Origin of the sequence: Amycolatopsis sp. NPDC051373, assembly GCF_040689465.1 — a bacterium.
Classification (GTDB): Bacteria; Actinomycetota; Actinomycetes; order Mycobacteriales; family Pseudonocardiaceae; genus Amycolatopsis.
This window is the reverse complement of record NZ_JBFBAE010000038.1, coordinates 29821-55072: the sequence shown is the minus strand read 5'-3', so window position 1 is coordinate 55072 and position 25252 is coordinate 29821. Positions and strand designations below refer to the sequence as shown.

26 protein-coding genes and 1 pseudogene are annotated in these 25252 nt (G+C 71.0%); 11 read left to right on the top strand and 16 right to left on the bottom strand.

From position 1 onward, the window contains the following. The gene (gene fdxA / locus AB0383_RS44695; protein ID WP_366190482.1) at positions 1-330 is read right to left on the bottom strand and encodes a ferredoxin; all 330 of its coding nucleotides are present in this window, start codon (positions 328-330) and stop codon (positions 1-3) included. A 33-nt stretch (positions 331-363) separates the two neighbouring features. After that, positions 364-1364 (bottom strand): annotated as a pseudogene (locus tag AB0383_RS44690) (NAD(P)/FAD-dependent oxidoreductase). A gap of 122 nt (positions 1365-1486) precedes the next feature. Here AB0383_RS44690 and AB0383_RS44685 point away from each other — a divergent pair. Then, a complete protein-coding gene (locus AB0383_RS44685; RefSeq protein WP_364185546.1) occupies positions 1487-1795 on the top strand; it encodes an SdrD B-like domain-containing protein in 309 nt (102 codons plus the stop codon). Positions 1796-1813: 18 nt separating this feature from the next. Here the strand turns inward: AB0383_RS44685 and AB0383_RS44680 are convergent, their stop codons facing one another. The 8 genes from AB0383_RS44680 to AB0383_RS44645 form a co-directional block, all read right to left on the bottom strand. Beyond that, positions 1814-2269: a helix-turn-helix domain-containing protein gene (locus tag AB0383_RS44680; RefSeq protein WP_364185411.1), complete on the bottom strand. Its 456-nt coding sequence runs from the start codon at positions 2267-2269 to the stop codon at positions 1814-1816. Next, positions 2266-3219, bottom strand: coding sequence for an LLM class F420-dependent oxidoreductase (locus AB0383_RS44675; protein WP_366190452.1), 954 nt, complete (start codon positions 3217-3219; stop codon positions 2266-2268). Before AB0383_RS44675 ends, AB0383_RS44680 begins: the two co-directional genes overlap by 4 nt. After that, the gene (locus AB0383_RS44670) at positions 3216-3338 is read right to left on the bottom strand and encodes a hypothetical protein (RefSeq protein WP_366190451.1); all 123 of its coding nucleotides are present in this window, start codon (positions 3336-3338) and stop codon (positions 3216-3218) included. Before AB0383_RS44670 ends, AB0383_RS44675 begins: the two co-directional genes overlap by 4 nt. A gap of 112 nt (positions 3339-3450) precedes the next feature. Then, complete coding sequence (locus AB0383_RS44665) at positions 3451-3573, bottom strand: hypothetical protein (protein WP_366190450.1); 123 nt, start codon at positions 3571-3573, stop codon at positions 3451-3453. Further along, positions 3570-4694 (bottom strand): acyl-CoA dehydrogenase family protein, encoded by a 1125-nt coding sequence (locus AB0383_RS44660; protein WP_366190449.1) that lies wholly within the window; start codon positions 4692-4694, stop codon positions 3570-3572. Before AB0383_RS44660 ends, AB0383_RS44665 begins: the two co-directional genes overlap by 4 nt. Positions 4695-4773: 79 nt before the next feature. After that, positions 4774-5268, bottom strand: coding sequence for a universal stress protein (locus AB0383_RS44655; RefSeq protein WP_366190448.1), 495 nt, complete (start codon positions 5266-5268; stop codon positions 4774-4776). Between the two features lie 14 nt (positions 5269-5282). Beyond that, positions 5283-6662, bottom strand: a complete 1380-nt coding sequence (locus AB0383_RS44650) for an MFS transporter (RefSeq protein WP_366190447.1) — start codon at positions 6660-6662, stop codon at positions 5283-5285. Positions 6663-7419: 757 nt separating this feature from the next. Then, complete coding sequence (locus AB0383_RS44645; RefSeq protein ID WP_364185399.1) at positions 7420-8211, bottom strand: IclR family transcriptional regulator; 792 nt, start codon at positions 8209-8211, stop codon at positions 7420-7422. Between the two features lie 124 nt (positions 8212-8335). Here AB0383_RS44645 and AB0383_RS44640 point away from each other — a divergent pair, with 124 nt between their 5' ends. From AB0383_RS44640 to AB0383_RS44630, 3 genes are all read left to right on the top strand, one after another. After that, entirely contained in the window at positions 8336-9541 is a 1206-nt protein-coding gene (locus AB0383_RS44640) for a CaiB/BaiF CoA-transferase family protein (RefSeq protein WP_366190446.1), read from the top strand. Positions 9542-9577: 36 nt separating this feature from the next. Then, the gene (locus tag AB0383_RS44635; protein ID WP_364185398.1) at positions 9578-10483 is read left to right on the top strand and encodes a hydroxymethylglutaryl-CoA lyase; all 906 of its coding nucleotides are present in this window, start codon (positions 9578-9580) and stop codon (positions 10481-10483) included. 135 nt (positions 10484-10618) lie between these two features. Then, the gene (locus AB0383_RS44630; RefSeq protein ID WP_366190445.1) at positions 10619-12691 is read left to right on the top strand and encodes an AMP-binding protein; all 2073 of its coding nucleotides are present in this window, start codon (positions 10619-10621) and stop codon (positions 12689-12691) included. A 3-nt stretch (positions 12692-12694) separates the two neighbouring features. Here AB0383_RS44630 and AB0383_RS44625 read toward each other — a convergent pair whose 3' ends face one another. Both AB0383_RS44625 and AB0383_RS44620 read right to left on the bottom strand, forming a co-directional pair. Beyond that, positions 12695-13336: a TMEM175 family protein gene (locus AB0383_RS44625; RefSeq protein ID WP_366190444.1), complete on the bottom strand. Its 642-nt coding sequence runs from the start codon at positions 13334-13336 to the stop codon at positions 12695-12697. A gap of 43 nt (positions 13337-13379) precedes the next feature. Beyond that, the gene (locus AB0383_RS44620; protein WP_366190443.1) at positions 13380-14270 is read right to left on the bottom strand and encodes a LysR family transcriptional regulator ArgP; all 891 of its coding nucleotides are present in this window, start codon (positions 14268-14270) and stop codon (positions 13380-13382) included. Positions 14271-14337: 67 nt separating this feature from the next. On the opposite strand from AB0383_RS44620, the gene AB0383_RS44615 reads away from it, so the two are divergent. The 6 genes from AB0383_RS44615 (at position 14338) to AB0383_RS44590 (ending at position 20175) form a co-directional block, all read left to right on the top strand. Next, positions 14338-14946, top strand: coding sequence for a LysE family transporter (locus AB0383_RS44615; RefSeq protein ID WP_366190442.1), 609 nt, complete (start codon positions 14338-14340; stop codon positions 14944-14946). Between the two features lie 98 nt (positions 14947-15044). After that, complete coding sequence (locus AB0383_RS44610) at positions 15045-15494, top strand: MarR family winged helix-turn-helix transcriptional regulator (RefSeq protein WP_364185389.1); 450 nt, start codon at positions 15045-15047, stop codon at positions 15492-15494. After that, positions 15491-16324 (top strand): ATP-binding cassette domain-containing protein, encoded by an 834-nt coding sequence (locus tag AB0383_RS44605; RefSeq protein WP_364185388.1) that lies wholly within the window; start codon positions 15491-15493, stop codon positions 16322-16324. The genes AB0383_RS44610 and AB0383_RS44605 overlap by 4 nt, the downstream gene beginning before the upstream one ends. Then, positions 16284-17105, top strand: coding sequence for an ABC transporter permease (locus tag AB0383_RS44600; protein ID WP_364185386.1), 822 nt, complete (start codon positions 16284-16286; stop codon positions 17103-17105). Before AB0383_RS44605 ends, AB0383_RS44600 begins: the two co-directional genes overlap by 41 nt. A gap of 126 nt (positions 17106-17231) precedes the next feature. After that, entirely contained in the window at positions 17232-19280 is a 2049-nt protein-coding gene (locus AB0383_RS44595) for a transglycosylase domain-containing protein (protein WP_366190480.1), read from the top strand. A gap of 109 nt (positions 19281-19389) precedes the next feature. Next, positions 19390-20175 (top strand): hypothetical protein, encoded by a 786-nt coding sequence (locus AB0383_RS44590; RefSeq protein WP_366190441.1) that lies wholly within the window; start codon positions 19390-19392, stop codon positions 20173-20175. On the opposite strand, the gene AB0383_RS44585 is transcribed toward AB0383_RS44590, so the two are convergent. Together AB0383_RS44585 and AB0383_RS44580 are read right to left on the bottom strand one after the other, a co-directional pair. Continuing rightward, positions 20064-21542 (bottom strand): aldehyde dehydrogenase family protein, encoded by a 1479-nt coding sequence (locus AB0383_RS44585; protein ID WP_364185383.1) that lies wholly within the window; start codon positions 21540-21542, stop codon positions 20064-20066. The two genes, AB0383_RS44590 and AB0383_RS44585, sit on opposite strands and share 112 nt — an antisense overlap. A 133-nt stretch (positions 21543-21675) precedes the next feature. Next, positions 21676-22650, bottom strand: a complete 975-nt coding sequence (locus AB0383_RS44580) for an AraC family transcriptional regulator (protein ID WP_366190440.1) — start codon at positions 22648-22650, stop codon at positions 21676-21678. 99 nt (positions 22651-22749) lie between these two features. Between AB0383_RS44580 and AB0383_RS44575 the strand changes: the two genes are divergently transcribed. Then, complete coding sequence (locus tag AB0383_RS44575) at positions 22750-24384, top strand: AMP-binding protein (RefSeq protein ID WP_364185379.1); 1635 nt, start codon at positions 22750-22752, stop codon at positions 24382-24384. 15 nt (positions 24385-24399) lie between these two features. On the opposite strand, the gene AB0383_RS44570 is transcribed toward AB0383_RS44575, so the two are convergent. Then, a complete protein-coding gene (locus tag AB0383_RS44570; protein ID WP_366190439.1) occupies positions 24400-24852 on the bottom strand; it encodes an ATP-binding protein in 453 nt (150 codons plus the stop codon). Positions 24853-24854: 2 nt separating this feature from the next. Then, entirely contained in the window at positions 24855-25226 is a 372-nt protein-coding gene (locus tag AB0383_RS44565) for an STAS domain-containing protein (protein ID WP_366190438.1), read from the bottom strand. Positions 25227-25252 lie beyond the last annotated feature (26 nt).

The following is a 25252-nucleotide window of genomic DNA, read 5'->3' as shown; positions in this document are numbered from 1 at the left end:
TCAGCCGCGCGGGTCGTACTCCGCGACCAGCGCCGTGTCCGCGCCGGCCGGGCCGAAAGACATCGCGCCGCCGGGCTGGCCGATGGGCGCGTCGCGGCCGGGCAGGGCCTCGGTGAAAAAGCGGCGGTTGGCCTCGGCGAATGCGGCGTACTCGTCAGGCACGTGCCGGTCCTGCGAGATCGCCTCGACCGGCCAGGCGGGTTCGCAGTTGCCGCAGTCGATGCACTCGTACGGGTTGATGTAGAGCTTGCGTTCGCCTTCGTAGATGCAGTCGACGGGGCACTCCTCCATGCAGGAGCGGTCGGTGATGCCGATGCAAGGCTCGGCGATGACGTACGGCTGTTCTTCTCTCCCAACGGTTTTTCAGATTCGAGCGGGTTCGTCGGTGGAATGGCCGGGGGACACCGGCGCGGCGGGGTCCAGGTGGTGGGCGGCGTTGTTCACGGCCGTCGCGGCTCCGCCGAAACCGACGGCGATGAGCCGCACTTTGCCGGGGTAGTCGATGATGTCGCCCGCGGCGAAGATGCCGGGGACGGAGGTGGTCATGGCCGCGTCGACCGGGATGTGGCGCCGGTTCTCGACGTCGATGCCCCACCGCAACAGCGGCCCGAGGTTGGCGGCGAACCCCAGTGCGGCGATGATCCGCCCGCACCGCAGCGTCCGCGCGCCTTCACCGCCCTTGAGCTCGACGCCGGCGACTTCCGGCCCGCCGAGCACCCGCGAAACTTCCGCGTTGACGACCAGCTCCACACCCGGTTCCCGCACGGCCGCGACGGTCGCCGGATGTGCGCGAAAGGTTTCGCGCCGGTGCACGAGCTTCACGGACTTCGCGACCGGGTGCAGCACGAGTGCCCAGTCGAACGCCGAGTCACCGCCGCCGACGATCACCACGTCGCCGCCGGCGTAGTCGTCGAGGTGGCGCACGAAGTAGGCCAGGCCGTTGCCCTCGAACGCGGCCGCCGGGACGAGCGGGCGCGGGGTGAAGGTGCCGATGCCGCCGGTCACGATCACCGCGCGCGCCTCGACCCGCGTGCCGAGGTGCGTGGTCACGGCGAACGTGCCCGGCCGCGCTCCAGTACGTCGGCGCGGTGGCCGAGCAGGTAGCGCGGCCCGAACGGCGCGGCCTGCTCCAGCAAGCGCTCGACCAGGTCGCGCCCGCGGACGGACGGGAACCCGGCGACGTCGAAGATCTGCTTCTCCGGGTACATCGCGGTGATCTGCCCGCCCGGCTCGGGCAGCGAGTCGACGACCGCGACCGACAGGCCGCGGAAGCCGGCGTAGTAGGCGGCGTAGAGGCCGGTGGGTCCGGCGCCGACCACGAGCACGTCGGCGCTGACGACCGGCGGAGTGTCCGGAGTGGACATTCTGCGCTCCCTCGGTGGGTGCCTCGGGGAAGGTGGACGTACTCGTACTCGAACGGCTGACCGTTGATCCCGTTGCCCGGCGGCGCGACCCAGCTCGCGATCTTGCCGCGCTCGTACACGGGGTGCCTGGTGCGCCGGGTGTCACCAGCGGCTGGATCTACCACGACGACAACAAGAACAGCACCCGGGACCCGGGTGAAGCCATCGCGGACACCGCCGTGAGCCTGGTCGACACCCTGTCCGGCCAGGCGACCGCGACGGGAACCACCGACGCCGACGGGCACGTCTCGTTCGGGCCCGTGCCCGCGGGGCGTTACGACCTAAAGGTGACCGACGGCTGGGTTCCGGCCGACGCGAGCATGTCCGGGATTCAGGCGGGCACGTGCCTGAGCTGCGGCTGGGAATGGTCGAAGGTCTACACGAGGAGCTAGCCTGCAACCGGGCCCGGGTCAGCCTTCTTGGTACCCCGGGCCCGGTTCGGGCGTCACGTTCGCCGTCGTGATTTCGTCGCCGCAGTGCGTGCACGTCAACTGCGGCGCGACGGGCTCACCGCAGGAATGGCGCAGGACCAAGGGCGGCCCGTCGGGCGTCGGCAGGTGCTCGTCGCCCCAGCGCATGAGGATCACCAGTGCCGGGAAGATCTCCTTGCCGGTCGGGGTGAGGCGGTATTCGTGGCGGTCCGGGTCGGTGGCGTAGACCACGCGGTCGAGCACGCCCTGTTCCACGAGCTGTTTGAGCCGCGCCGACAGCGTCGGGCGGGGGATGCCGAGGTTGCGGGCGAACTGGGCGTAGCGCCGGACGCCGAAGAACGCCTCGCGCAGGATCAGCAGCGTCCAGCGCTCGCCGAGCACGTCGAGGGCCCGGCCGACGGACTCGGCCGTGAAGCGGTGCGACCCGGCCGTCACGGGGCCAGCTCGCGCAGCAGCGTGCGGCCGGCCGGGTCTTCCGCCGTGGCCGGGACGAGGCCGACGTGGTCGGCGCCCGCCGCGTGGTAGGCCGCGATGCGTTCGCGCACCTGGGCGGCGGAACCGATCGCCCCGACGTCGGCGACCAGCGAAGGCGGCACCACCAGCGAGGCGCGCTTGGCGCCGGCACGCGCGGCGGCGACGAGCTCGCCGTACCCCAGCTCGGCGAACATCTCGCCGTAGCCGGGCGGGCTCAGGTACACGCCGGCCTGCGCCGCGAGCTGCCGCAGCGTCGCTTCCCCCGGGTTCAACGCGACGGGCACCCAGACGGCCAGCCGCGGCGGCGTGCGGCCCGCGGCGTGCGCCTGACCGTCGATCTCCTTGCGCACGCGCGAAACGTGCGAAGGCGGCACGAGATTCAGCACGACCTCGTCCGCGATCTCCGCGGCCGCCCGCGTCATCGCCGGGCCGAACGCGGCCACCGTGATCGGCACCGGCGCCGGCTCCCTCAGACGGAACCCGTTGCTGCGCACGTGTTCCCCGTGAACCGAGAGGCGCTGTCCCTCGAGGACGGTCCGGACCGCGGCCACGGTCTCCCGCATCCGCAGGGCCGCGTGGTCCCACGGCCGGTCGTGCCAGCCATTGACGATCGCCGGGCTCGACCCACCCAGCGCCAGCCCCACGGGCCTGCGCGCCAGCGCCGCGACCGACGCCACGCCGAGCCCCAGCGCCACCGGCGTCCGCACCCCGAGCGGCAACGGCCCGATCTTCACCCCGATCCGCTCCGTCCGCAGGCCGACGGCCGTCGCGAGCGCGAAAGCGTCGAACGTCGCCATCTCCCCGACCCACAACTCCCCGAACCCATTGCGGTCCGCTTCCACGGCGATGTCCACGGCCTCCGCCGCCGGCCGATCCAGCCAGAACGGCGTGACAACCCCGACCGCGCTCACCGCTGCACCACTCCACTCGCCAAGCCGAGCAACGCCGGCCCGACCCACTCGACCATCACCAGGCCAGCCGCCGCCGGGTAGCCCGGCGACAACGGCGTCACCACACCCACCGCGCTCACCACTGAACCGCCCTGGCGGCCGAACCGAAGAACAGCCCGACGGCCGCAGCGATGCCGACCACCGCAACCAGCCGCCGATCCAGCCAGAACGGCCTCGCCACAACACCCACGCTCACCGCTGCACCACTCCACTCGCCAAGCCGAGCAACGCCGGCCCGACCCACTCGACCATCACCAGGCCAGCCGCCGCCGGGCAGCCCCGCGACAACGGCGTGACAACCCCGATCGCGGTCACAGCTGCGCCGTCTCGGTGGGCAGGCCCAGCAGCAGGCGGCCGGTCAGCTCGAACGTCGCGGGATTCACCTGGAAGTGCGCCGTGGCGGTGTGGGCGTCGCGGAAGCGGCGTTGCAGGGGGGACGTTTCGTAGATCGCCGAGCCGCCGCCGAGGTCGTAGAGGGAGCGCGTGACGTCGGCCGAGGTGCGGACCGCGTGGGTGCACGCGAGGCGCAAGGCGAGGCGAAGGTCTTCCGGCACAACGGAATCAGACAAGGACGCCTGCCAAGCGTCGTCGATCGCGCGGTAGTAGAACTCGCGGGCGGCGCGCAACGAAGCCTCCGCCGAGGCGACCGCGCTCTGCGTTGCCGTGCGTTCGGCGAGGGAGCGACGGGAGCCGCTGGGGTGTTTGGCCGCGGCGAGCTCCACGAACTCCGTGATGGCGCCCCGCGCGTTGCCCAGGGCAGCGGCGGAAATCGACGCGGCGAAGAACCCGAACAGCGGGAACCGGTGCAGCTGTCCGGCACCAACCGGGGGTCCGTCCACAACGGACAGCAGACGGTGGTAGGGCACGAACACCGTGTCGGCGCTCGTGTCGTGGCTGCCGGTGCCGCGCAGGCCCGAGGTGTGCCACGTGTCATGGATTTCCAGCTCGGTCGTGGGAATCGCGGCCACCACGAGCTTCCCGTCGAGCACGACGCCGAGGAAGATCCAGTCCGCGTGCGTCACGCCGCTGCAGAACGACCAGCGTCCCGACACCGTGACCCCACGGTCCACGGCCACGGCCTTGCCGCGCGGCGCCCACACACCGGCGGCGACGGCATCGGGGTCACCGAAGACCTCCTGGCCGCCCTTCTCCGGCAGGTACGCGCCCAGCAGGCTGCTCGTGGCCGCGATCGACACGCACCAGCCCGCCGACGCGTCGGCCTCGGCCACGCGCTCGGCGGCCCGCAGGATCGCCGCCGCGGAAGGTTCCTCGCCACCCAAAGAAGCCGGCAGCCCCGCGCGGAACAGGCCCGAAGCCCGAGCCGCCGACACGACCTCGGGCGCCAGCGCGCGACGCCGTTCGGTTTCGCCGGCGTGCTCCGCGGCTGCCGCGGCCACGGGTTGCGCCTTGTCGAGCAGGTCGTCGCGAGTGCCCACTGTCGTCCTCCGACCGGTTCAGGAAACTTACCGGTTCAGAATTTTTACCGACTCGCGAGCGCCTGTCAACGTCCGCTGGTCACGGCACCACGACCACGGGCCAGATCCCCGCGCGCACCAGCCGGTTGCCCACCGAGCCGACGAGCCGGTGCCCGCCCTGCTCCGACGCCCCGACCACGACCATGTCGGCACTCACCTCGAGCGCGGCGTCCTTCAGCTCTGGATAGGCCTCGCCGCGGCGCACCACGAACGTCACCGGCACCCCGAGCTCGTCCGCGCGGTCGTGCAGCCCGGACCGCAGCTCCGCGATCTCCTCGGTGAACGTCTGCTGCTCGACGTCGACCACGGCGGCCGCGGCCAGCCCGGCCCACATCGACGGCGCCGCGACGTACACGACCACCAGCCGCGCCCGCTGGCGCCGGGCCAGGCCCGCCGCGTACGAAGCCGCGCGCAACCCCGTCGGCGATGTGTCCGTGCCGACCAGGATCACGCGCGGTCCGTCAGTTCCCCGTTCGTACGGCCCGGATTCCCACCGCGGGCCGTACTCCTCGACCAGATCTTCCACGAGGCCCATTATGTCCGGAGCGGTCAGGCTTCCCCGGCCACGTTCTCCACCGAGCGGCCCGTGGTGCGCGGGCCGAGGATCGCGATGTCCAGCGCCACCAGCACGAGCGCCGCGCCGATCACTACGAACAGCGTGGTCGCGCCCGAGCTGTCGAGCAGCGGGACCAGCACGAACGGCATCAGGCCACTCGCCAGCCGCGAGATCGAGTACGTGCCGCTCGACGCCGTGGAGCGCAGCGCCGTCGGGAAGATCTCGGCCTGGTAGATGTGGTAGGAGTTCGAGAACACGTTGCTGATCGCCGTGTAGACGAAGCCGAACACGATGGCGAGGGCGATGGAGTTCGCGAGCCCGAACGCGAGGCCGAACACCGCCATCGCGAGCACCGAACCGATGACCAAGTGCTTGCGTTCCAAGCGTTCCACGAGCGGCAGCGACAACGCCGAGCCCACCGGGTAGCCCAGGAACGTCAGCGCGGTGAACAGCAGCGACTGCGAAACCGGGTAGCCCTTCGCGGCGAGCACGAGCGGGACCATCGTGCCGAAGCCGTAGTAGCCGATGGTCTGCAACACGTGGAAGACCGTCATCATGATCGTGCGACGGCGGTACGTCGGCCCGAACAGGTCACAGATCGGCGCGGCCTTGCGCACCGGCTTCTCGACCGGCGCGGGTGCGGGCTCCGCGGCCGGGGTCTGACCCGCCTCGGCCTCGAGACCCCGGATCACGGTCTCCGCCTCCTGCGTGCGCCCCACCGAGTGCAGCCAGCGCGGCGACTCCGGCAGGCCGCGGCGCAGCAGGAACACGACGCCGGCGCCGAGCGCGCCGATCACGAACAGCCAGCGCCAGCCGGCGATGCCCAGGAACGACCCCTCCGTGAGCCCCTTCGCCAGGAAGCCGACGACCGGCACGCCGCAGAACGCGAGCGTGTACGCCCACGCGATCAGTTTGCCGCGCTTGCGGGCGGGCAGCAGATCGGTGAGGTAGGTGTCGGCCAGCGGCGGTTCGGCGCCGAGGCCTACGCCGGCGAAGAACCGGGTGATCAGCAGCATGATCGCGTTACCGCTGAACGCGCCGAGCAGCGAGAAGAACGAGTACAGCGCCAGGTTGAGCAGGAACGCGCCGCGCCGGCCGAAGCGGTCGGCCAGGCGGCCGAGCAGCAGCGCGCCGAAGCACATGCCGAGGAACGTCGAGGCCAACAGCGGCGGAAGCGCCGCCTTGCTGAGCTTGAACTCGCTGACCAGCACCGCGCTGATCGTCCCGGTCAGGAACACCTCGTAGAACTCGAAGAACAGACCGAGCCCGACGGCGACGGTCGCGCGCCGGTGGGTGCGGGTGACCGGCAGCCGGTCGAGCCGCGCCGCGACCGCGGCCGTCCCCGGCTCCGCCGTGTCGAGGGGGTTCGCCATCCGTCGTCTCCTTTGACAGTTCATGGCCGCGCGGATCAAGCGTGAGCCAGGATCCACTATGTGATTCGTTCCCCCATGATGTGGCGGTAGGCGCGCGGACGTCAAGAGTCGCGGAGCGTTGTGGATCAGCCTGAGGGGTCCACCGATCGGGACGGATCCGCCCCCGGCAGGCCGCTCACCAGCACGAAGGGTGGCGATCCGCGCGGCCGCATCGCATGACAAGAAATCTTCACTCCGCGACGAATCCGGCGAACCAGCCACAACGGACAGCGAGGCCACTCCCTCGCCCGCCGACCAGCGCAAACTCACCCCGGGGTAGCGCACTCGAGGGGATCAGAGTTCGTGAAGGCGACCTTCACGAATCAGGCAGCGGTAGCGCCAGCCGATGACGTTGCGGGCCATTCCCCCCGGGTATCCGCGCCCGCCCACCCCGCAACAACCGATCGACCAGTGCCGCCGCCGCGAGACATGTGCCGAAGACGAGGTCATCCCCTGCGCCCGAAGCCCCAGCCGGCGAGGTCGCAGGTCATCCCCTGCGCGCTGTACCCACGCCGGCCCAACGCCGCGGCCCGCACTCCACCAACCGCGACACTTCCTCTGAAGTCAACAGCTGCCGCGGCGGCCGGAAACTCAGCCTCATGACGTCGCGGCTCGTCCCCGCCGAGCACCCCGCGCTCCTCCCAGGCCGCAACAGCCGCTCCATCAGCACAGCCGACCCCGACAAATCCGCCGAAGACAACCGCCGCAGCGGCCGAAGTCAGCCGATGACGTCGCGGGCCATTCCCGCGCGGTATCCCAGCCGTTCCGACGCCGCGGCCGCCGCCTCGAGTACCAGCGGCGCCAGGCGTGGCACGTCGGCCGACGTCATGCGCTGCGTCGGCGCGCCGATGCCGATCACGGCGCTCAGCTCGCCCGTCAGGCCGAACACCGGTGCGCTCAGCGAGGCCGCGCCGAGGTCGCGTTCCTCGAAGCTGCTGGCGTAGCCGTCGGCGCGGACCTGGGCGAGCTGCTGGTTGAGCAGGTCGATGTCGACGATCGTGTGCTCGGTGAAGCGCGCCAGGCCATGGCCGACGGCGTCACGCAGCGCCAGCCGGTCCCACGCCAGGAAGACCTTCCCGGCCGAGCCGGCGTGCAGCGGCATCACCATGCCGACCACGAACAGCCGGATCACGGGGTGGCGCGACTCGGCCAGCGACACCACCGTGCGGAAGGCGCCGTCGCGCACGTACAGGCAGGCCGTCTCGCCCGAGTCGTCGCGCAGTTTGTGCAGCACGGGACGCACGAGCCGCACCAGATCCAGCCCGAAGGTGCCCGGCGCGGCCCAGCGCACGAGGCCGAGCCCGACGCGGTAGGTGTCGTCGTACCGGTCGAGGAAGCCTTCGCGCACGAGGTTGTGCACCAGCCGCTGGCAGGTGCTCGCCGGCAGGCCGGTGGCGCGGGTGATCTGCTGCAGGGTCAGCTCGGGCTCCTCGATCGTGAACGACTCGAGGATCTGCTTGAACTTCCGCAGCACCAGCACCGGCGCGGTGCCGCCCCGCTCTTCCGCCATCGCCGCCCCGCTTCTGTGACCCACCCGACTGTTTCGCCGAGTGTAGTCAGCCTCGATCGTCTTGACGCCGACACGCGCACCCGTATTCTAGGTTTGCAACTCACTATGTGGTTGGAGCGTGATCATGAGCAATCGAGGCCCTCTCACCGGGGTGCGGGTGGTCGAACTGGGCAACTTCGTCGCCGCGCCCACCGCCGGCAGACTGCTGGCCGACTTCGGCGCCGACGTCGTGAAGGTCGAGCGCCCGGGCAGCGGCGACGAGCTGCGCCGCTGGCGCCTGCACGCGGGTGACACCTCCCTGCTCTTCCGCACGCTGGGCCGGAACAAGCGTTCCGTCACGCTCGACCTGCGCTCGCCGGAGGGCCAGGACGTCGCGCGCAAGCTCATCGCGAAGGCCGACGTCGTCCTCGAGAACTTCCGCCCTGGCACGCTCGAACGCTGGGGCCTGGGCCCGGACGAACTCAAGCAGCTCAACCCCGGCCTCGTCCTCGTGCGCGTATCCGGCTACGGCCAGACCGGCCCGTACCGCGACCGGCCGGGCTTCGGCGGCGTCGCCGAAGCCGTCGGCGGCCTGCGCGCGCTCACCGGCTATCCCGACCGCCCGCCGACGCGCGTCGGCGTGAGCCTCGCCGATTCCGTCGCCGGTCTGTACGCCGTGATCGGCGCGCTGATGGGCCTGCTGCGCCGCGAACGCGAGGGTGGCGGGGGCGAGACCGTCGACGTCGCGCTGTACGAGGCCGTCTACTCGCTGATGGAATCGCTCGTCCCGGACTTCGACGCGTTCGGCGTGGTCCGCGAGCCCGCCGGCTCGGCGCTGCCCGGCATCGCGCCGTCGAACACCTACCGCTGCGGCGACGGCAAGTACATCGTCGTGAGCGGCAACGGCGACGCCATCTTCAGCCGCCTCGCCCACGCCATCGGCCGCCCCGATCTCGCCGACGACCCGGCGCTGGCCGACAACGCCGGCCGCGTCGCCAACTCCGCCCGCCTCGACCAGGTCATCGGCGACTGGGCGCAGGGCCGTTCGCAGGAAGCCGCCGAGACGACGCTGCGTGCCGCCGACGTGCCCTGCGGCCCCATCCTCACCGCCGAGGACATCACCAAGGACCCGCACTTCGAGGCCCGCGGCATGCACCAGCGCCGGACCGTGCGCATCGACGACAACGACGTCGAGGTCACCTTCCCCGGCGTCGTCCCCGCGCTCGGCGAGCACCCGGGCAGCGTGCGGACGCTCGGGCCGGAGCTCGGCGAGCACACCGAAGACGTGCTGGCCGAGCTTGGCTTCGACGACGAGGCCCGCGCGCGCCTGCGCGCCGGCGGCGTGATCTGACCCTTTCGCACAGACAGAGAACAAAGGAGACCCACCATGGACGAGGTCCTCATCACCGAGGTCGTGCTGCGCGACGGCCTGCAGGACGAAGCCCGCACCGTGCCCACCCCCGACAAGCTCCGCCTCGCCCGCGGCCTCATCGACGCCGGATTCCGCGCACTCGAGGTCGGCTCTTTCGTCTCGAAGCGCCGCGTGCCGCAGATGGCCGACACCGACGAACTCCTGCGCACGCTGGACCCCGCGACGAGCCCCGCCACCCTCCACACGCTGGTCTTCACCGAGCGCGGCGCCCAGCAGGCCGTAGAGGCCGGCGCCCGCTCCGTGCGGCTCGTGGTCTCCGCGAGCGACGGCCACAGCTCGGCCAACGCCGGCGTGCCCACCGAAGGCGCGCTGGCCCGGCTCGAGAGCTGCGCCGAGATCCTCACCGCCGCGGACGTCGCCATCGAGGCGACCATCGCGACCGCCTTCGTCTGCCCGTTCGACGGCGACACCGACCCCGCGCGCACCGCCGCAACCGCGGCGCGCCTGGCCAAGCTCGGCGCCGGCGTGCTGCACCTCGCCGACACCATCGGCGCGGCGAACCCGAGCCTGCTGCGCCGCGGGATCGAAGCCGTGCGCGACGCGGTGCCCGACCTGCCGCTCGGCCTGCACCTGCACGACACCTACGGCTTCGCCGCCGCCAACGCGTGGGAGGGCCTGCGGCTCGGCATCCGCCGCTTCGACTCGTCGCTCGGCGGGATCGGCGGCTGCCCCTTCGCGCCCGGGGCCTCGGGCAACATCGCCACCGACGACCTCGTGCACCTGCTTCACCGCGAAGGCATCGCCACCGGCCTCGACGTCGCGAAGCTGGCCAGCCTGCGTGACGAGGTCCGGCTCGCCGTCGGGCACGAGCTCGGCTCGGCGCTCTCGTCGGTTCCTGCCGCACCCGCCGCGCTCGTCTGAAAATTCCCGTCCCGCCGGATTCCTGGTCATTCGGAGTACCGGAGCTGAGCCGATTGCTGGTAGCGTGCCCGCACCTGAACGCGCGTCCGGTACCCACCGGGGAGCGCAACGCGCGCGGCGGTGAGGCGGATCGCAATGCGAGACGATGTGGTCGAGGCGAGCTCGACCGTCGGGCACCCGCCCGACGCGGTGTGGCAGATCGTCGGCTCTCCCGAGCTCTATCCGAGATTCCTGCCGGCGATCAGCTGGTGCGAGGTGACCGAGGCCCCGCTGCGCGGGCGTGGCCCGCGCTGCCTGATCAGGCTGGCTCCCGACCGGGAAACGTTGGTGGAAGGCACCATCCACGCGGTGGTGTACCGGCCCGGCGAACACGTGGTGTGGTGCGGGCTGCCCGACGAGCGCAACTGGGTCTCGTTCGAGCTGCGCGCGCTCGCGGGCGGGGCGACGGAGATCGTGCTGCGCCTGATGCTCCCGTCGCTGCCGCCCGAGCACCACGACCTGCTCTCCCGCTCGGCGGTCAAGGGCATGCTGAAGGAACTGACGCGGCGGATCGAGCTGCAGCTGTCCGGCGAAGCCGCCGAGCCGCCGGAGTACGACCGCGCGACGACGCTGCGCACGGCCAACACGCTGGTGCGCGCGGGCGTGCTCGTGGCGGGCCGACCGGACAAGGTCGCGAAGCAGCTCAACTCGCTTTCGCAGTGGGGCGCCACGATCGCCGGCGGCTACCTCGCGGCGACCGCGCGCGGCGCCGACGACATCGCCGTGCACGACGAACGCAACAGCCGCTCCTTCCGCGACATCGACGAGCGCAGCAACCAGCTGGCCAACTCCCTGGCGAAGCTGGACGTGCGCCCGGGCCAGCGCGTGGCGCTGATGTGCCGCAACCACGCGGCGATGGTCGAGGCGTTCGTCGGCTGCAGCAAGCTCGGCGTGGACGTGGTGCTGCTTAACACCGGCCTGTCGCCCTCCGCGGTGGAAGACGTGCTCACCGAGCACCAGCCCGCCGCGGTGCTGGCCGACGACGAGTTCGCGCAGACGATCGCAGGAGTGCAGGGCGACTTTCCCCGCGTCAGCACGTGGGACGACGCCGAGCAGGGCTACCGCACCGTCGACGAGCTCATCCACGACGCCTCCACCGCGCGGCCGAAGCCGGCCAAGCGGCCGGGCCAGATCGTGGTACTCACCTCCGGCACCACCGGCACCCCGAAGGGCGCGCGCCGGCCGACTCCGAAGGGCCTGAGCACCGCGGCGAGCATTCTCGCGCGGATTCCCTTGCGGGCACGGGACAAGATCGCCGTCGCGGCACCGCTGTTCCACAGCTGGGGCCTGGCCGCGTTGCAGGTCGGGATGTCGGTGCGGGCGGAGCTGTCGCTGATCCGCCGGTTCGACGCGGAGCAGACGCTGCGGATGATCGCCGAGCACCGCTGCGACGCGCTGTTCGCCGTGCCGATCATGTTGCAGCGCATCCACGAGCTGCCCGAGCGCGTGCGCGGCCGCTACGATCTGTCGTCACTGCGGATCGTGGCCAGCAGCGGTTCGGCGATGTCGGGCTCGTTCGTCACGTCGTTCATGGACACCTACGGCGACATCCTCTACAACTTCTACGGCTCCACCGAGGTTTCCTGGGCCAGCATCGCCGACCCGGTCGACCTGCGCGCCGCGCCGACCACCGCCGGCCGCTGCCCGCCCGGCACCCGCATCGCCATCCTCGACGACGAGCGCCGCCCCGTGCCGCCCGGCGACGAGGGCCAGATCTTCGTCGGCAACGACATGCTCTTCGACGGCTACACCAATGGCTCCAGCGTGCCGCGCTCGAAGGACCTGATGGCCACCGGCGACGTCGGCTACCAGGACGCGGCCGGCCGGCTGTTCGTCACCGGCCGCGCCGACGAGATGATCGTGTCCGGCGGCGAGAACGTGTTCCCGCGCCCGGTGGAGGAGGCGCTGGTCGCGTTGCCCGGCGTCTACGAGGCGGCCGTGGTGGGCGTGCCGGACGAGGAGTTCGGCCAGCGCCTCGCGGCGTACGTCGTGCTCCGCCGCGGCGCGCGTATGCACGCCGAGGACGTGCGACACTACATCCACCAGAAGCTGGCGCGCTTCGCCGTGCCGCGCGATGTGTACTTCGTGCCGGAGCTCCCGCGCAACGCCACGGGCAAGATCCTCAAGCGGATGCTCAACGACGACCTTTGGCCGCTGCCGCAGGCTTGAGTTCTAGTCGTCGTCGCGCCCGCTGTACCGGCGGGCGATGATCGGCGGGATGGTGAGCAGCAGCAAGGCGTAGTAGCCCAGTGCCGGCCGGATCGCGCCGATCACGAACGCGATCGCCAGCGCCGCGACGGACAGCACGTTGTTGGCCAGCCACCGATCCGACACGGCCCCCTCGCGGGTGGCGACGTTCGGATCCCGCCGGACGATCAGCACGAGCACCGTCTGGCATGCGCTGCTGACGAGGATCGTGCCGATGTAGAACAACGTGGTGAAGCGGTCCGTGCCGAACTGGCCGGTGAGCTCCGTCGGAAACGGCAGTACCGCGATGGTGAAGAGCCAGCAGAAGTTCGTGAGCGCGAGCGCCCCGCTGTAGGCGCGGACTTCCTCGAAGATGCGGTGGTGGCCCCACCACATCCGCGCGATCACCACGAAACTCAGCACAAAGCTGAAGATCTGGTTCCAGTGCTCCAGCACGGCATCGACGGCGTCCTTGTGCTCCGCCGCCATCTCGGGCACCAGATCGGTGAGCGGCAGCACGAGCAACGTCAACGCGATGGCCACCACGGCGTCGCTGAAGAACACGAGCCGCTCGGGTGATTTCGTCCTCTCCGCATTGCTCTCCACCCTGTGATCCAACCACTTCACGTCGGGATCGTGAATCTGGGGCAAGGGTGTCTATTCAGGACAGTCACGTCCGCAGAGCGGTAGCCGCCGTGGCCGTGACCGCCTCCGCCAAAGCAGCCAGCGCGGGTGAGTCCAGCTTCCACTGTTGCCAGTACAGCGGCACATCCGCCGGCCGGTCGGGCGCCAGATCCACCAAAGCGTTCGCCGAAGAGGACCCCCGCGTCTGGAGTTCCGGCACCATCCCCCAGCCCAGGCCGGCGGTGACGGCGTCCGCGAAGGACTGCGACGAAGGCACGTAGTGGCGGGCGCCGCGCGGCAGCGAACGGCGGGTGAGGGTGCGCAGGAAGCGGTCCTGGAGGTCGTCCTTGCGGTCGAAGAGCACGGCGGGCGCCTCGGCCAGCGCGGAAGCCAGGGGGCGGTCCGCGAGCCAGCGTGCGACGAAAGCCGGGGAGGCCATGGCGCGGTAGCGCATGAGGCCCAGGCGCGTTGAAGTGCAGCCCTGCACCGGGTGGGGCGCGGACGTGACGGCGGCCATCACGAGGCCCTCACGCAGGAGGGTGGCGGTGTGGTCCTGGTCGTCGCTGCGGAGGTCGAAGGACACGCCGGGCACGGCGGCCAGCGCGGGGAGGAACCAGGTGGCCAGGGAGTCGGCGTTGACGGCGATGGGGAGGGTCACCGGGCCCACGACGCCCACCAGGCCGAGTTCCGCGCGGGTGTCCTCCTCCAGGCGCGTGAGCTGGCGGGCGAACCGTACGACGACCTGGCCCGAGCCGGTGAGCCGCACGGGTTTCGTCCGCAGGATGAGCACGCGGCCCAGGCGTTGTTCGAGCGCCTTCACGCGCTGGCTGACGGCCGACGGCGTCACGTGCAGCACGGCGGCCGCGCGGTCGAAGGACTGCTCGTCGACCACAGCGAGGAGCGTCCGGACCTGGTCGAGAGGGAGATCTGAGATCACGGCATCTAATGTTACGTAAGAATCTTTAGCTGGCCTAACCTGAAGATCTCGCCTTACGGTCGAAGGCGTGGTTCCCGCACTCGCCGCCGGCTTCGGTACCGGTCTTTCGCTCATCGTCGCCATCGGGGCGCAGAACACGTTCGTGCTGCAGCAAGGGTTGCGCGGTGGGGCGGTCAAACGACTGATCGTGGTGTGCGCGCTGTCGGACGTCGTGCTGATCGCCGTGGGGGTGAGCGGGATCGGCGCCGTGTTGCAGCGCTGGCCGGCGGCGATCACGGCGATCGGGGTCGTCGGTGGGGCGTTCCTGGTGACGTACGGGTTCCTCGCGGCGCGGCGCGCGATGAAGCCCGGCACGCTGACGACAAGCGCACTCGAGCCCGTTTCCCCGCAGCGCACGGTGCTCACCGGCCTCGCGCTGACCTGGCTCAACCCCCACGTCTACCTCGACACCGTGCTCCTGCTCGGCTCGGTGGCGGCCGGCCAGGGCGGTGGTCGCTGGGTCTTCGGCGTCGGCGCGGCGCTGGCGAGCGCCGTCTGGTTCAGCGCGCTGGGCCTGGGCGCGCGCCGGCTCGCAGGGGTGTTCGCGTGGCCGGCCGCGTGGCGGATCCTCGACGGGCTGATCGCCGTGACGATGACCGCGCTCGGCGTCTCGATGGTGCTCAGCCGGCTCGCCTGAAATCGGCAAGAAGACCAAAGCGCCCAAAACGTGAACAATAAGACCGATGAGACATTTGGCGTTGATAATAACTCTGACTCAGAGCTAACGTCGAAGGCATGACCCCACCTCCCGACCTCGCCGAGCGGCTGATGTCCGCCGTGCAGGGCATCCGCCGCGTCGTGCGGCGACGGGTGCGCGCCGAAGTGCCCGGCCCTCCCCTGCCCGGCGCGCAGGTCGAGCTGCTGCGAGTGGTCGACCGGCTGCCCGGCATCGGCGTCGCCGCCGCGGCGCGCGAGCTGAGCCTCGCCGGCAACTCCGTGAGCACGCTCGTGAACCTCCTCGTCGAAGCCGGGATGCTGCGCCGCGACGTGGACCCGGCCGACCGGCGCGCCGCGCAGCTGGAGGTGACCGAGGCCGCGCGCGAGCGCATGGCGACCTGGCGCAAGGCCCGGACCGGGCTGGTCTCGGCCGCGCTCACACAGCTGTCCGAAGAGGACACCGTGTCGATCACCGCGGCCCTGCCCGCGCTGGAGAAGCTGATGGACGCCCTGAAGGAGGAGGCATGAGCGCCCCGGAAACCGATCGCGAAGCCGGGCCCGAACCCGCCGTCAGGTGCACCGGCCTGTTCCACTCGTTCGGCACCACGAAGGCCGTCGACGGCGTCGACCTGGAGATCGTGCCGGGCGAGATCTTCGGCCTGCTCGGCCCGAACGGCGCCGGCAAGACCACCACCATCCGCATGATCACCACTCTGCTGCCGCTCGACGCGGGCGCCATCACCGTGTTCGGCGTCGACGTCACGCGCCGCCGCATGGCCGTGCGCCGCCTGATCGGGTACGTGCCCCAGCAGCTCTCGGCCGACGGCGCGCTCACCGGACGCGAGAACGTGTCGCTGTTCGCGCGGCTGTTCGACGTCCCCCGCTCCCGCCGCGCCGACGAGGTCCATCGCGCACTCGACCTGGTGGGCCTGCTGAATGAAGCCGAACGGCCCGCGGGCGGCTACTCCGGCGGCATGATCCGCCGGCTCGAGCTGGCGCAGGCGCTGGTGAGCTCACCCCGGCTGCTCGTGCTCGACGAGCCGACCGTGGGCCTCGACCCGGTGGCGCGCTCGGCGGTGTGGGACCGCATCACCGAGATCCGCGCGCGCACCGGCATGACCGTGCTCGTCACGACCCACTACATGGACGAGGCCGAGCAGTACTGCGACCGCGTCGCCCTGATGCACGCCGGCCGCGTCCGCGCGCTCGGCACCCCCGCCGAGCTCGAGGCGGAGCTCGGCCCGGACTCCACTTTGGACGACGTGTTCCGGTCGATGACCGGCGACGCGCTGCAGAGCGAAACAGGAGGGATGCGCAATGTCCGCGCCACTCGCCGCACCGCCCGCCGTCTCGGCTGACCCGGGACCGCTGGAACAACTGCGCATCCTGCTCTCCCGCATCGGCGCGATGTGCCTGGTGGAGCTGCAGAAGCTGCGCCGCGACCAGTCCGAGCTGATCACCCGCGCGATCCAGCCCGCGCTGTGGCTGCTGATCTTCGGCGAGACGTTCACGCGGATCCACGCGATCCCGACCGGCTCGATCCCGTACCTCGACTACCTCGCGCCCGGCATCCTCGCGCAGTCGGCGTTGTTCATCTCCATCTTCTACGGCATCCAGATCATCTGGGAACGCGACGCGGGCGTGCTCGCGAAGCTGCTCGTCACGCCGACGCCGCGGGCCGCGCTCGTGGCGGGCAAGGCGTTCGCGGCCGGGCTGCGCGCGCTCGTGCAGGCACTGATGGTGCTCGTGCTCTCGGCCATTCTCGGCGTGGGCCTCACCGCGAACCCGCTGCGGCTGCTGGGCATGGTCGTGATCGTGATCCTCGGTTCGGCGTTCTTCTGCTGCTTCTCCATCGTGATCGCCGGCATCGTGCTCTCCCGCGAGCGGCTGATGGGGATCGGGCAGGCCATCACCATGCCGTTGTTCTTCGGGTCCAACGCCCTCTACCCAGTGGAGCTGATGCCCGGCTGGCTGAAGGTGCTCAGCCACCTCAACCCGCTGAGCTACCAGGTCGACGCCCTTCGCGGACTTCTCATCGGCACTCCGGCCAACCTCGGCCTGGACTTCGGCGTCCTAGTGGGTGCGACCGCCCTGGCAATCGGCGTCGCATCGGCTCTGCTCGGGAGGTTGGCTCGATGACAAGTTCTGCTTTACCCACCGTATTCACACGAGCTCGGTCGTAGGTTGGGGACCGTGGGAAAAGGCAAGGGGGTAGCCCCGTTCCTCGGATTGTGCGTGCTCGCAGGCGTTCTCGTCGCGGGCACGATGGCACCGGTCGCCATCGGCGCGGGTGTTTTGTCCAATCAGGTCAGTGACTCCGTCGACGCGATCTCCGCGGACCTGGAGCACGCGGACCCGCCACTCGTGACGACGGTGACGGACCGGAACGGCAGTACGATCGCGACTTTGTACGCGCAGTACCGCATTCCGGTCACCGCGGCGCAGATCTCGCCGGCGATGAAGGCCGCGATCGTCGACATCGAGGACCGCCGCTTCTACACCGAAGGCGGTGTGGACCCGCAGGGCATGCTGCGGGCGGCGGTGAACGACAGCTCGGGTGGAGACCTGCAGGGCGCGTCGACGATCACGCAGCAGTACGTGAAGAACTACCTCATCAACGTCGTCGATCGCAACGACAAGACGGCACAGGACAAGGACCGCGAAGACTCGTTGGCCCGCAAGCTGCGCGAGGCCAAGATGGCCGTGCAGATCAGCCAGACCGTGTCCAAGAACGACGTGCTCGCCGACTACCTGAACGTGGTGGAGTACACCGGCACCGTCTACGGCATCGGCGCGGCCTCGGAAGCGTATTTCGGGACCACAGCGGACAAACTGACCGTGCCGCAGGCCGCGCTGCTGGCGGGCATGGTGAACAACCCGAGCGTCTACAATCCGTACACGCATCCGGACAACGCGCTCAAGCGGCGCAACACCGTCATCGATTCCATGGTCACGGCCAAGTCCATCCCCGCTTCCTTCGCCGCCGCCGCGAAAGCGACACCGCTCGGCGTGGTCGGCACGCGCCCGGCCGCGCCGTCGAGCACGTGCCTGGGCGCGGCACCCGACGCCGGGTTCTTCTGCGCGTACGCGGTGAATTACCTCAAGCAGGCCGGGTTCACCGTCGACCAGCTCGACACCGGCGGCTACGTCATCAAGACCACGATGGACCCGCACGTGAGCCAGGTCGTGAAGGACGCGGTGGACGCCAACGTGCCGACGACGCAGGACGGCGTGGCCAACACGTTCGCCGTGGTGCAGCCGGGCGCGAGCGGGCACCAGGTGCTCGCGATGGTCGCCAACCGCAACTACGGCACCGATCCGGCCCAGGGCGAGACGTCCACGAACATCGTGGCCGACGCGAGCAACAAGTTCGGCGCCGGTTCGTCGTTCAAGATCTTCACCTCGGCCGCCGCGATGGTGGCGGGCAAGGCGGGGCTGAACACGCCGCTGCCCAACCCGTTCAGCAACTGCTTCACGCCGCCGAACGCGAACAAGTACACGCCGTGTTACTCGGTGAGCAACGACGGCACCAGCTACCCCGACCCGATCTCGCTCGCCAGCGGCCTGGCGACGTCGCCGAACGTCGCGTTCGTGGGGCTCGAGTCGCAGGTCGGCATGCCCGCCGTGCTGGACATGGCCCGCAAGCTGGGGCTGCGCAACACCCTCGCCACCAACGACGCGGGCAACCCGCCGATCACCGACCCGTCGGACTCGCGGTCGAAGAACCCGCAGTACGACGAGCCGCAGTCGCAGTACTTCCAGAACCTGCTCTCGTTCACCCTCGGCAACAGCCCGGTGAGCCCGCTGGAGATGGCGAACGTCTCGGCGACGCTGATGAGCGGCGGCACGTGGTGCCCGCCCAACCCGATCCTGTCGGTGACCGACCGCAACGGCCAGGCTGTGCCCGTGAAGCAGCAGGGGTGCGAGCAGGTGATCCCGACGGGCGTCGCCAACACATTGGAGGCCGGGCTTTCGCAGGACACCACGGTGGGCACCTCGGCCGCCGCCGCGCACTCGGCCGGCTGGACGCGCCCGGACATCGGCAAGACGGGGACCACGCAGCTGTCGGAATCGGTCGCGTTCGTCGGCGGGGTGGACAACTTCGCCGTGTCGTCCATGGTCTTCGCCGACGGCCCGCACCCGGAGGAGATCTGCCCCGGCACCCCGGTGCACCTCGGCAACTGCGGCCACGGCGCGTTCGGTGGCACGGTGGCGGCCCCGCCGTACTTCCACGCGATGAGCACGCTGCTGGCGGGTGTCCCCGACACCCCGATCCCGCCGCCGGACCCGCAGTACCTCGACGCGCGGAACTGAACCCCCGCCGCACTCCCCCTGACGTCGGCTCGACCGGCTCGTTGACCCGGTTTCGCACGCCGTGTCACGATTCCGGTTCCGATGGCCGATTTCAGGGGGGAGTGAGGCCATGAAGGAATCCTCGGCGCACCGGCGAAGACCACCGGCCGGGCCGTCATGGCGAGAGATCGACCTCGCCCGGATGTGGCTGGCGCGGCACGGGATCGCCGTGTCCCTGCCGACCCGGCTGCTGAGCATCCGGATCGCCGCCCGCACTTCGCCCTCGGCGTGGCTGCGCACGTTCCCGGTCTACGCCGCGCTCGCGATCATCGGTGCCGTGGGATACCAGAGCCTGCAGTGCCTGCCGGGCGTGCGAGGCGTCGAGATGACCGAGGCCACCACCCTCTTCCTGCTGTTCGCCGCGCTCCAGATCAGCCAGTGGCGCGCCCGGCGGCGCCGTGAGCGTTCCCTCGACCTGCTCGTGCCGCACCGCATCACCGGAGCCGCCCGGCCGATCGGCGTGATCGACGCCTGGTACACCGCGACAGCGGTCACGACCGTCGCGGGCGGGGCTCTGCTGGCACTGTCCATGTTCGTTGCCGCGGCCGGCGCACGGACGTACGCGTGGAGCTGGGTCGGCCTGCTCACCGCAGGAGCGCTCTGCACCACCGTCGTCGTGCAGCCGGGATCGCGCAGTGGCGGCGGAAACTGCCGCCCGGCTATTACGGTGCGCCGGAAATCGCAGACCCGACGGCCGCGGGCGACGGCGTGTGACAGTCCGTCGTCCGCGGCGGAGCCGGAACCTCAGCCGAACAGGGGCGGCGGCAGTTCCTCCGCCAGCACGATCGACTTCAGCTGCGTGTACATGTCCAGCGTTTCCTTGCAGTACTCCCGGCCGAGGCCGCTGCCCTTGTAGCCGCCGAAGGGCGAGCCGTCGACGAGGTTGAAGTACTGGTTGACCCACACGGAGCCGGCGTGGAGGCGGTCGGCCGTGCGCATCGCGTTCTTCAGGTTGGTGGTGTAGATGCCGGCGGCGAGGCCGTACTCGACGTCGTTGGCCTGGTCGATCAGCGCGTCGTAGTCCTTCCAGCGGATGACCGACAGCACCGGGCCGAAGATCTCCTCCTGCGCGATGCGGCTGGAGTTCTCGGTCTCGAACACGGTCGGCTCGATGAACCAGCCGTGCTCGCTGCCGGCCACCGTCGTGCGGCCGCCGCCGGTGACCAGGGACGAGTCGGAGCGGCCGGAGTCGATGTAGTCCAGCACGCGCCGGCCCTGCTTTCCCGACACGAGACAGCCGAGGCGCGTGGCGGGGTCGAGCGGGGAGCCGACGCGCACGCCCTGGAAGCTCGCGGAAAGCTTGCCCAGGAAGTCGTCGTACAGGTCGTCGTGCACGAACAGGCGGGTACCGGCGAGGCACGACTGGCCGTTGCAGTAGGTGGCGGCGAACGTCGCGTTGTCGATGACGCGGTCGAGGTCCTCGATGTCGGGGAACACGATGTTCGGGCTCTTGCCGCCCAGCTCCAGCGACACCGGCACGAGCCGCTCGGCGCCGGCGTGCGCGACGAGCCGCCCGACCTCCGCGGAGCCGGTGAAGGCGAGCTTGTCCACGTCCGGGTGTGCCGTGAGCGCGGCGCCGGCCTCGTCGCCGAAGCCCGGCACGACGTTCACCACGCCGGGTGGGAAAAGTTCGGCGAGCTTCGTGCACAGTTCCAATGTGGACAGTGACGCGTTCTCGTCCGGCTTGAGCACCACCGTGTTCCCGGCCGCGAGCGCCGGGGCGAGCTTGAACGCGGTCATGATCGCGGGCACGTTCCACGGGATGATCTGCCCGACGACGCCGATCGGTTCGCGCTTGGCGATGGCCCAGCCGCCGGCGACGGGGTGGTTCCAGCCGTCGTGCGTGACGGCGGCCGAGGCGAAGAACCGGTACTGCCCCACCGCGATCCGGTGGTCCAGCGGCGTTTCGAAGATCGTGCGGCCGATGTCCATCGTGTCGATGGCGGCCAGGCGCTCGGCGTTGGCCTCGATCCAGTCGGCGAGGCGGTGCAGCAGCAGCGACCGCTCCTCGGGGCGAGTGGCGGCCCACTTCGGGAACGCCGCGCGGGCGGCGGCCACGGCGGCGTCGACGTCGGCCGCGCCGCCGCGGGTGATCGTCGCGAGCTGCGCGCCGGTCGCGGCGTCCACCGCCGGGAAGGTCTCGGTGGAGAGCGAGCGGAACTCACCGTTGATCAGTGGTTCGTAGTGGGAAGCGAGCGCCGGTTCGAGCTGTTCGACAGTCACAGGTGTCCTCCTCCGACAGTGACGTGGCTTACATCTCCTGCGGAGTATTCGGCACCGCGACGGTGAGTCAACGCGGCGTGCGTTCCCCGGCCCCCGCCGTGCGCGAACCGGCTTTCCACAACGGGGGACGCGGCTATCCGTTGCCGCGCAAGGTGTCCGACGGGCCGCAGCCGTAGAGACGCCGGTGCTCGGCGCTGAACCGCCCGGCGTTGCCGAAGCCCCACCGCGCCGCGACGGATGCCACCGTCGTCTCTTCCGGCGACCGCTCACGCAGCTCCGCGTGCGCCCGGCGCAGCCGTGTCTCCCGCAGGTACGCCACCGGCGAAGGCCGCCCCGCCCGGCTGAACGCGGCCTGCAGCCCACGCACGCTCAGCCGCGCCGCGGCCGCGATCTCGAGCAGCCCGATGTCCTCCGCGGCGTTCAGTTCGATGAATGCCTCGGCCCGCCGCACGGCCGCGGGTGACACCTGGCCCGTCGGCTCGGCCTCCGCTTCGCCGAACGTGCTCGGATACGCCTCCAGCAACGCGGTCGCCGCGAGCCGGAAGAGCTGGGCGGCGAGCAGCGGGCTGCCCGCCATCCCGTCCGCCGTCCGCGTTTCCTCCAGCAGCAGCCGGGTCGCGGTGTCCCACCGGCGGGCGGCGGCGGCCGACGCGGGCGCGCCGAGCACGAAGCGCACCGGCCGCGGTTCGTCCCACCCGCGCAGCTCGGCGGCGATCCGTTCGAGCCCGTCGCGGTCCAGCACGGTGTTGAGCACCTCGGCGCTGTCGTACCACCGCAGCTGGTACGAGCCGTACGCGTCCATCACGAGCGCGCCCGGCCCGGCGCCGATCAGACCGTCGGTGGTCGAGCGGACGGCGAAGCGGCCCTTGAGCGGACGCGTGACGAGCACGAAGTCGTCGAACGGCACCGGGTCCACGCGCACCTCGGGCCCGCCGTACACGAGGTCGAACAGCCGCACCTTGGCGAACCCGCGCGAGCTCTGCCGGCAGACGAACCCGCGCGCGCCGCCGACGAGGTCGAGCCGGTGCGGGCAGTAGACGTCGCTGAGCCGCGACCGCGCCTCGTCCGGATCGCGGGTGTCGACCTCGGGTTTCACGACCGCAGCCATGACTCGGCCCCCTTCGGCCGCTCTAGCGCCTTCCTGACGATCGTAAATTGTATTACAGTGGCGTTCTCTTGACGGCCGCCACGGGAAATGAGGTCAGCCGTGCAGCTCACGCCCAGTGCCCACTCGGATACGTTCTGCCGGGACAACTTGCCTCCCTTCGACCAGTGGCCGCACCTGCTCTTCGAGCTTCCCGAACTGCACTACCCCGATCGGCTCAACGCCGCAACCCGCCTGCTCGACGGAGCCGTCGAGCAATGGGGCCCCGACCGGCCCGCGGTGCTCTCGCCGACGAGCACCTGGACCTATGGCGAACTGCTCGTCCGCGCCAACCAGATCGCGGGCACGCTGGTGAGCCTCGGTGTGGTGCCGGGCAACCGCGTGCTGCTGCGCGGCCCGAACACGCCGTGGCTCGCCGCGTGCTGGCTCGGCGTGCTCAAGGCCGGCGCGGTCGCCGTGACCACCATGCCGATGCTGCGCACGCATGAGCTGACGAAGATCGTCGACGCGTCCTCCCCCACGCTCGCTCTCGCCGACCACCGCTACACCGAGGACCTGCTGCCGTTCGCCCTGCCGCTGCTCGCCTTCGGCGGCGACTCCCCCGACGACCTCTCGGCCCGGTGCGCGACGCAGCCCGAGACGTTCGCCGACGTCGAGACGGCCGCCGACGACGTGGCGATCCTGGCCTTCACCTCCGGCACCACCGGGCGACCCAAGGCCACCATGCACTTCCACCGCGACCTCATCGCCATCGCGGACACGTTCTCGCGCCACGTCGTGAAGCCCGAGCCCACCGACCTGTTCACGGGCACGCCGCCGCTCGCCTTCACGTTCGGCCTCGGCGGACTGCTCGTGTTCCCGCTGCACGCGGGCGCGGCCACGCTGCTGGTCGAGCGCGCTACGCCGCCGGAGCTGGCCGACCTCGCGGCGGCCCATGGCGTCACGGTGCTGTTCACCGCCCCCACGGCCTACCGCGCGATCCTCGCCTCCGACCGAAGAGCCGCGCTGTCGGCGCTGCGCCGCGCGGTCTCGGCGGGCGAGGCGCTGCCCGAGAGCGTCGCCGTCGACTTCCACGAGGCCACCGGCCGCTGGCTCATCGACGGCATCGGCAGCACGGAGATGCTGCACGTGTTCATCTCCGCCGCCGACGAGGAAACCCGCCCGGGTTCCACCGGGCGCGCCGTGCCGGGGTTCCGCGCGCGGATCGTCGACGACGAGGGCCGCCCGGTGCCCGACGGCACGCCCGGCCGGCTCGCCGTGCAGGGCCCCACGGGCTGCCGCTACCTGGCCGACGACCGCCAGACCGTGTTCGTCGAAGACGGCTGGAACCTCACCGGCGACACGTATGTGCGCGACGCCGACGGCTACTTCCACTACCGCGCCCGCAGCGACGACATGATCGTGTCCTCGGGTTACAACATCGCCGGCCCCGAGGTCGAGGAAGTCCTCATGGCGCACCCCGACGTGCTGGAGTGCGCGGTGGTCGCCGCGCCGGACGAGGCGCGCGGGTCGATCGTCGCGGCGTACGTGGTGCTGCGCGAAGGCGCGGACAGCGACGCCGCGATGGTCAAACAACTGCAGGACTTCGCGAAATCCGTTGCGGCGCCGTACAAGTACCCGCGACGGGTGGAGTTCGTGACCGAGCTGCCCCGCAACCCCAGCGGCAAGGTGCAACGGTTCCTCCTGCGCCGCCGAGCGGCCGGGCAGTCCGCGGAACCGCAGCCCGTCAACCCCTGAGCGTGGCCGAGCCCGTCAGTGCGACCGGGCGGGGATCAGGTTCCAGCCGAGGGTGACCACGGTGCCGTCCACGCCGGGCACGATGTCGGCGTGGTCGGCGCTCGCCCGCAGCAGCAGAAGCCCCCGGCCGCGCAACGACACGGGGTTCGGGTCGTCGACCGGCGCGCGCCAGTGCCCGTGATCGGTGATCACGATCTCGACGCGGTCGGGCCGCACCACGGCTTCGAGGTCGAGCAGACCCCGCCCGTCGCCGCCGTACGCGTGGTCTGCGACGTTGGCCAGCGCTTCGTAACTGGCGAGCACGATGTCCTGCGCCCGGTCCTCGGGCACGCCCGCCGCGCGCACCCACGCCGTGAGCCGGTGGCGCAGCGCGCGCAGGGCACCCGGCTCGGCCACGACGTCGCGACAGCTCAGCGGGGTCCCGCCCGGCTGGATGTCCTGGGGGAGGTTGTCTTCGGGCAGGGCCACGATCACGCCTCCGTTCCCGAAGCGAGCGCCTCGTCGACGGTGGTGAACAGGCCGATCCACGTGTCGAGCCCGGTGCTGGTGAGCGGCCGCGTCGTGACGTGCGACGTCGAGACCACGCGCAGCCTTCGCTCCCCCAGCCGCTGGTGCGCCGCGGCCAGCACCTGGAGCCCGGCCGAGCTGAGGAAGGTGACCTTGCGCAGGTCGACCACGAGCACCTCGGGACTCTCGTCGACCACGCCGGTCACGATCTCGTCGAGCTCGGGCGCGGTGACGAGGTCGATCTCGCCCGCGACGGTCACCACGGCGGCCCGCTCGTGACGCCGCACCGTGACCAGCAGGTCGCCGGTCTCGGGCACATCCCTGGGAGAAGACATCACAAGATCCCATCGTGCAGGATCGC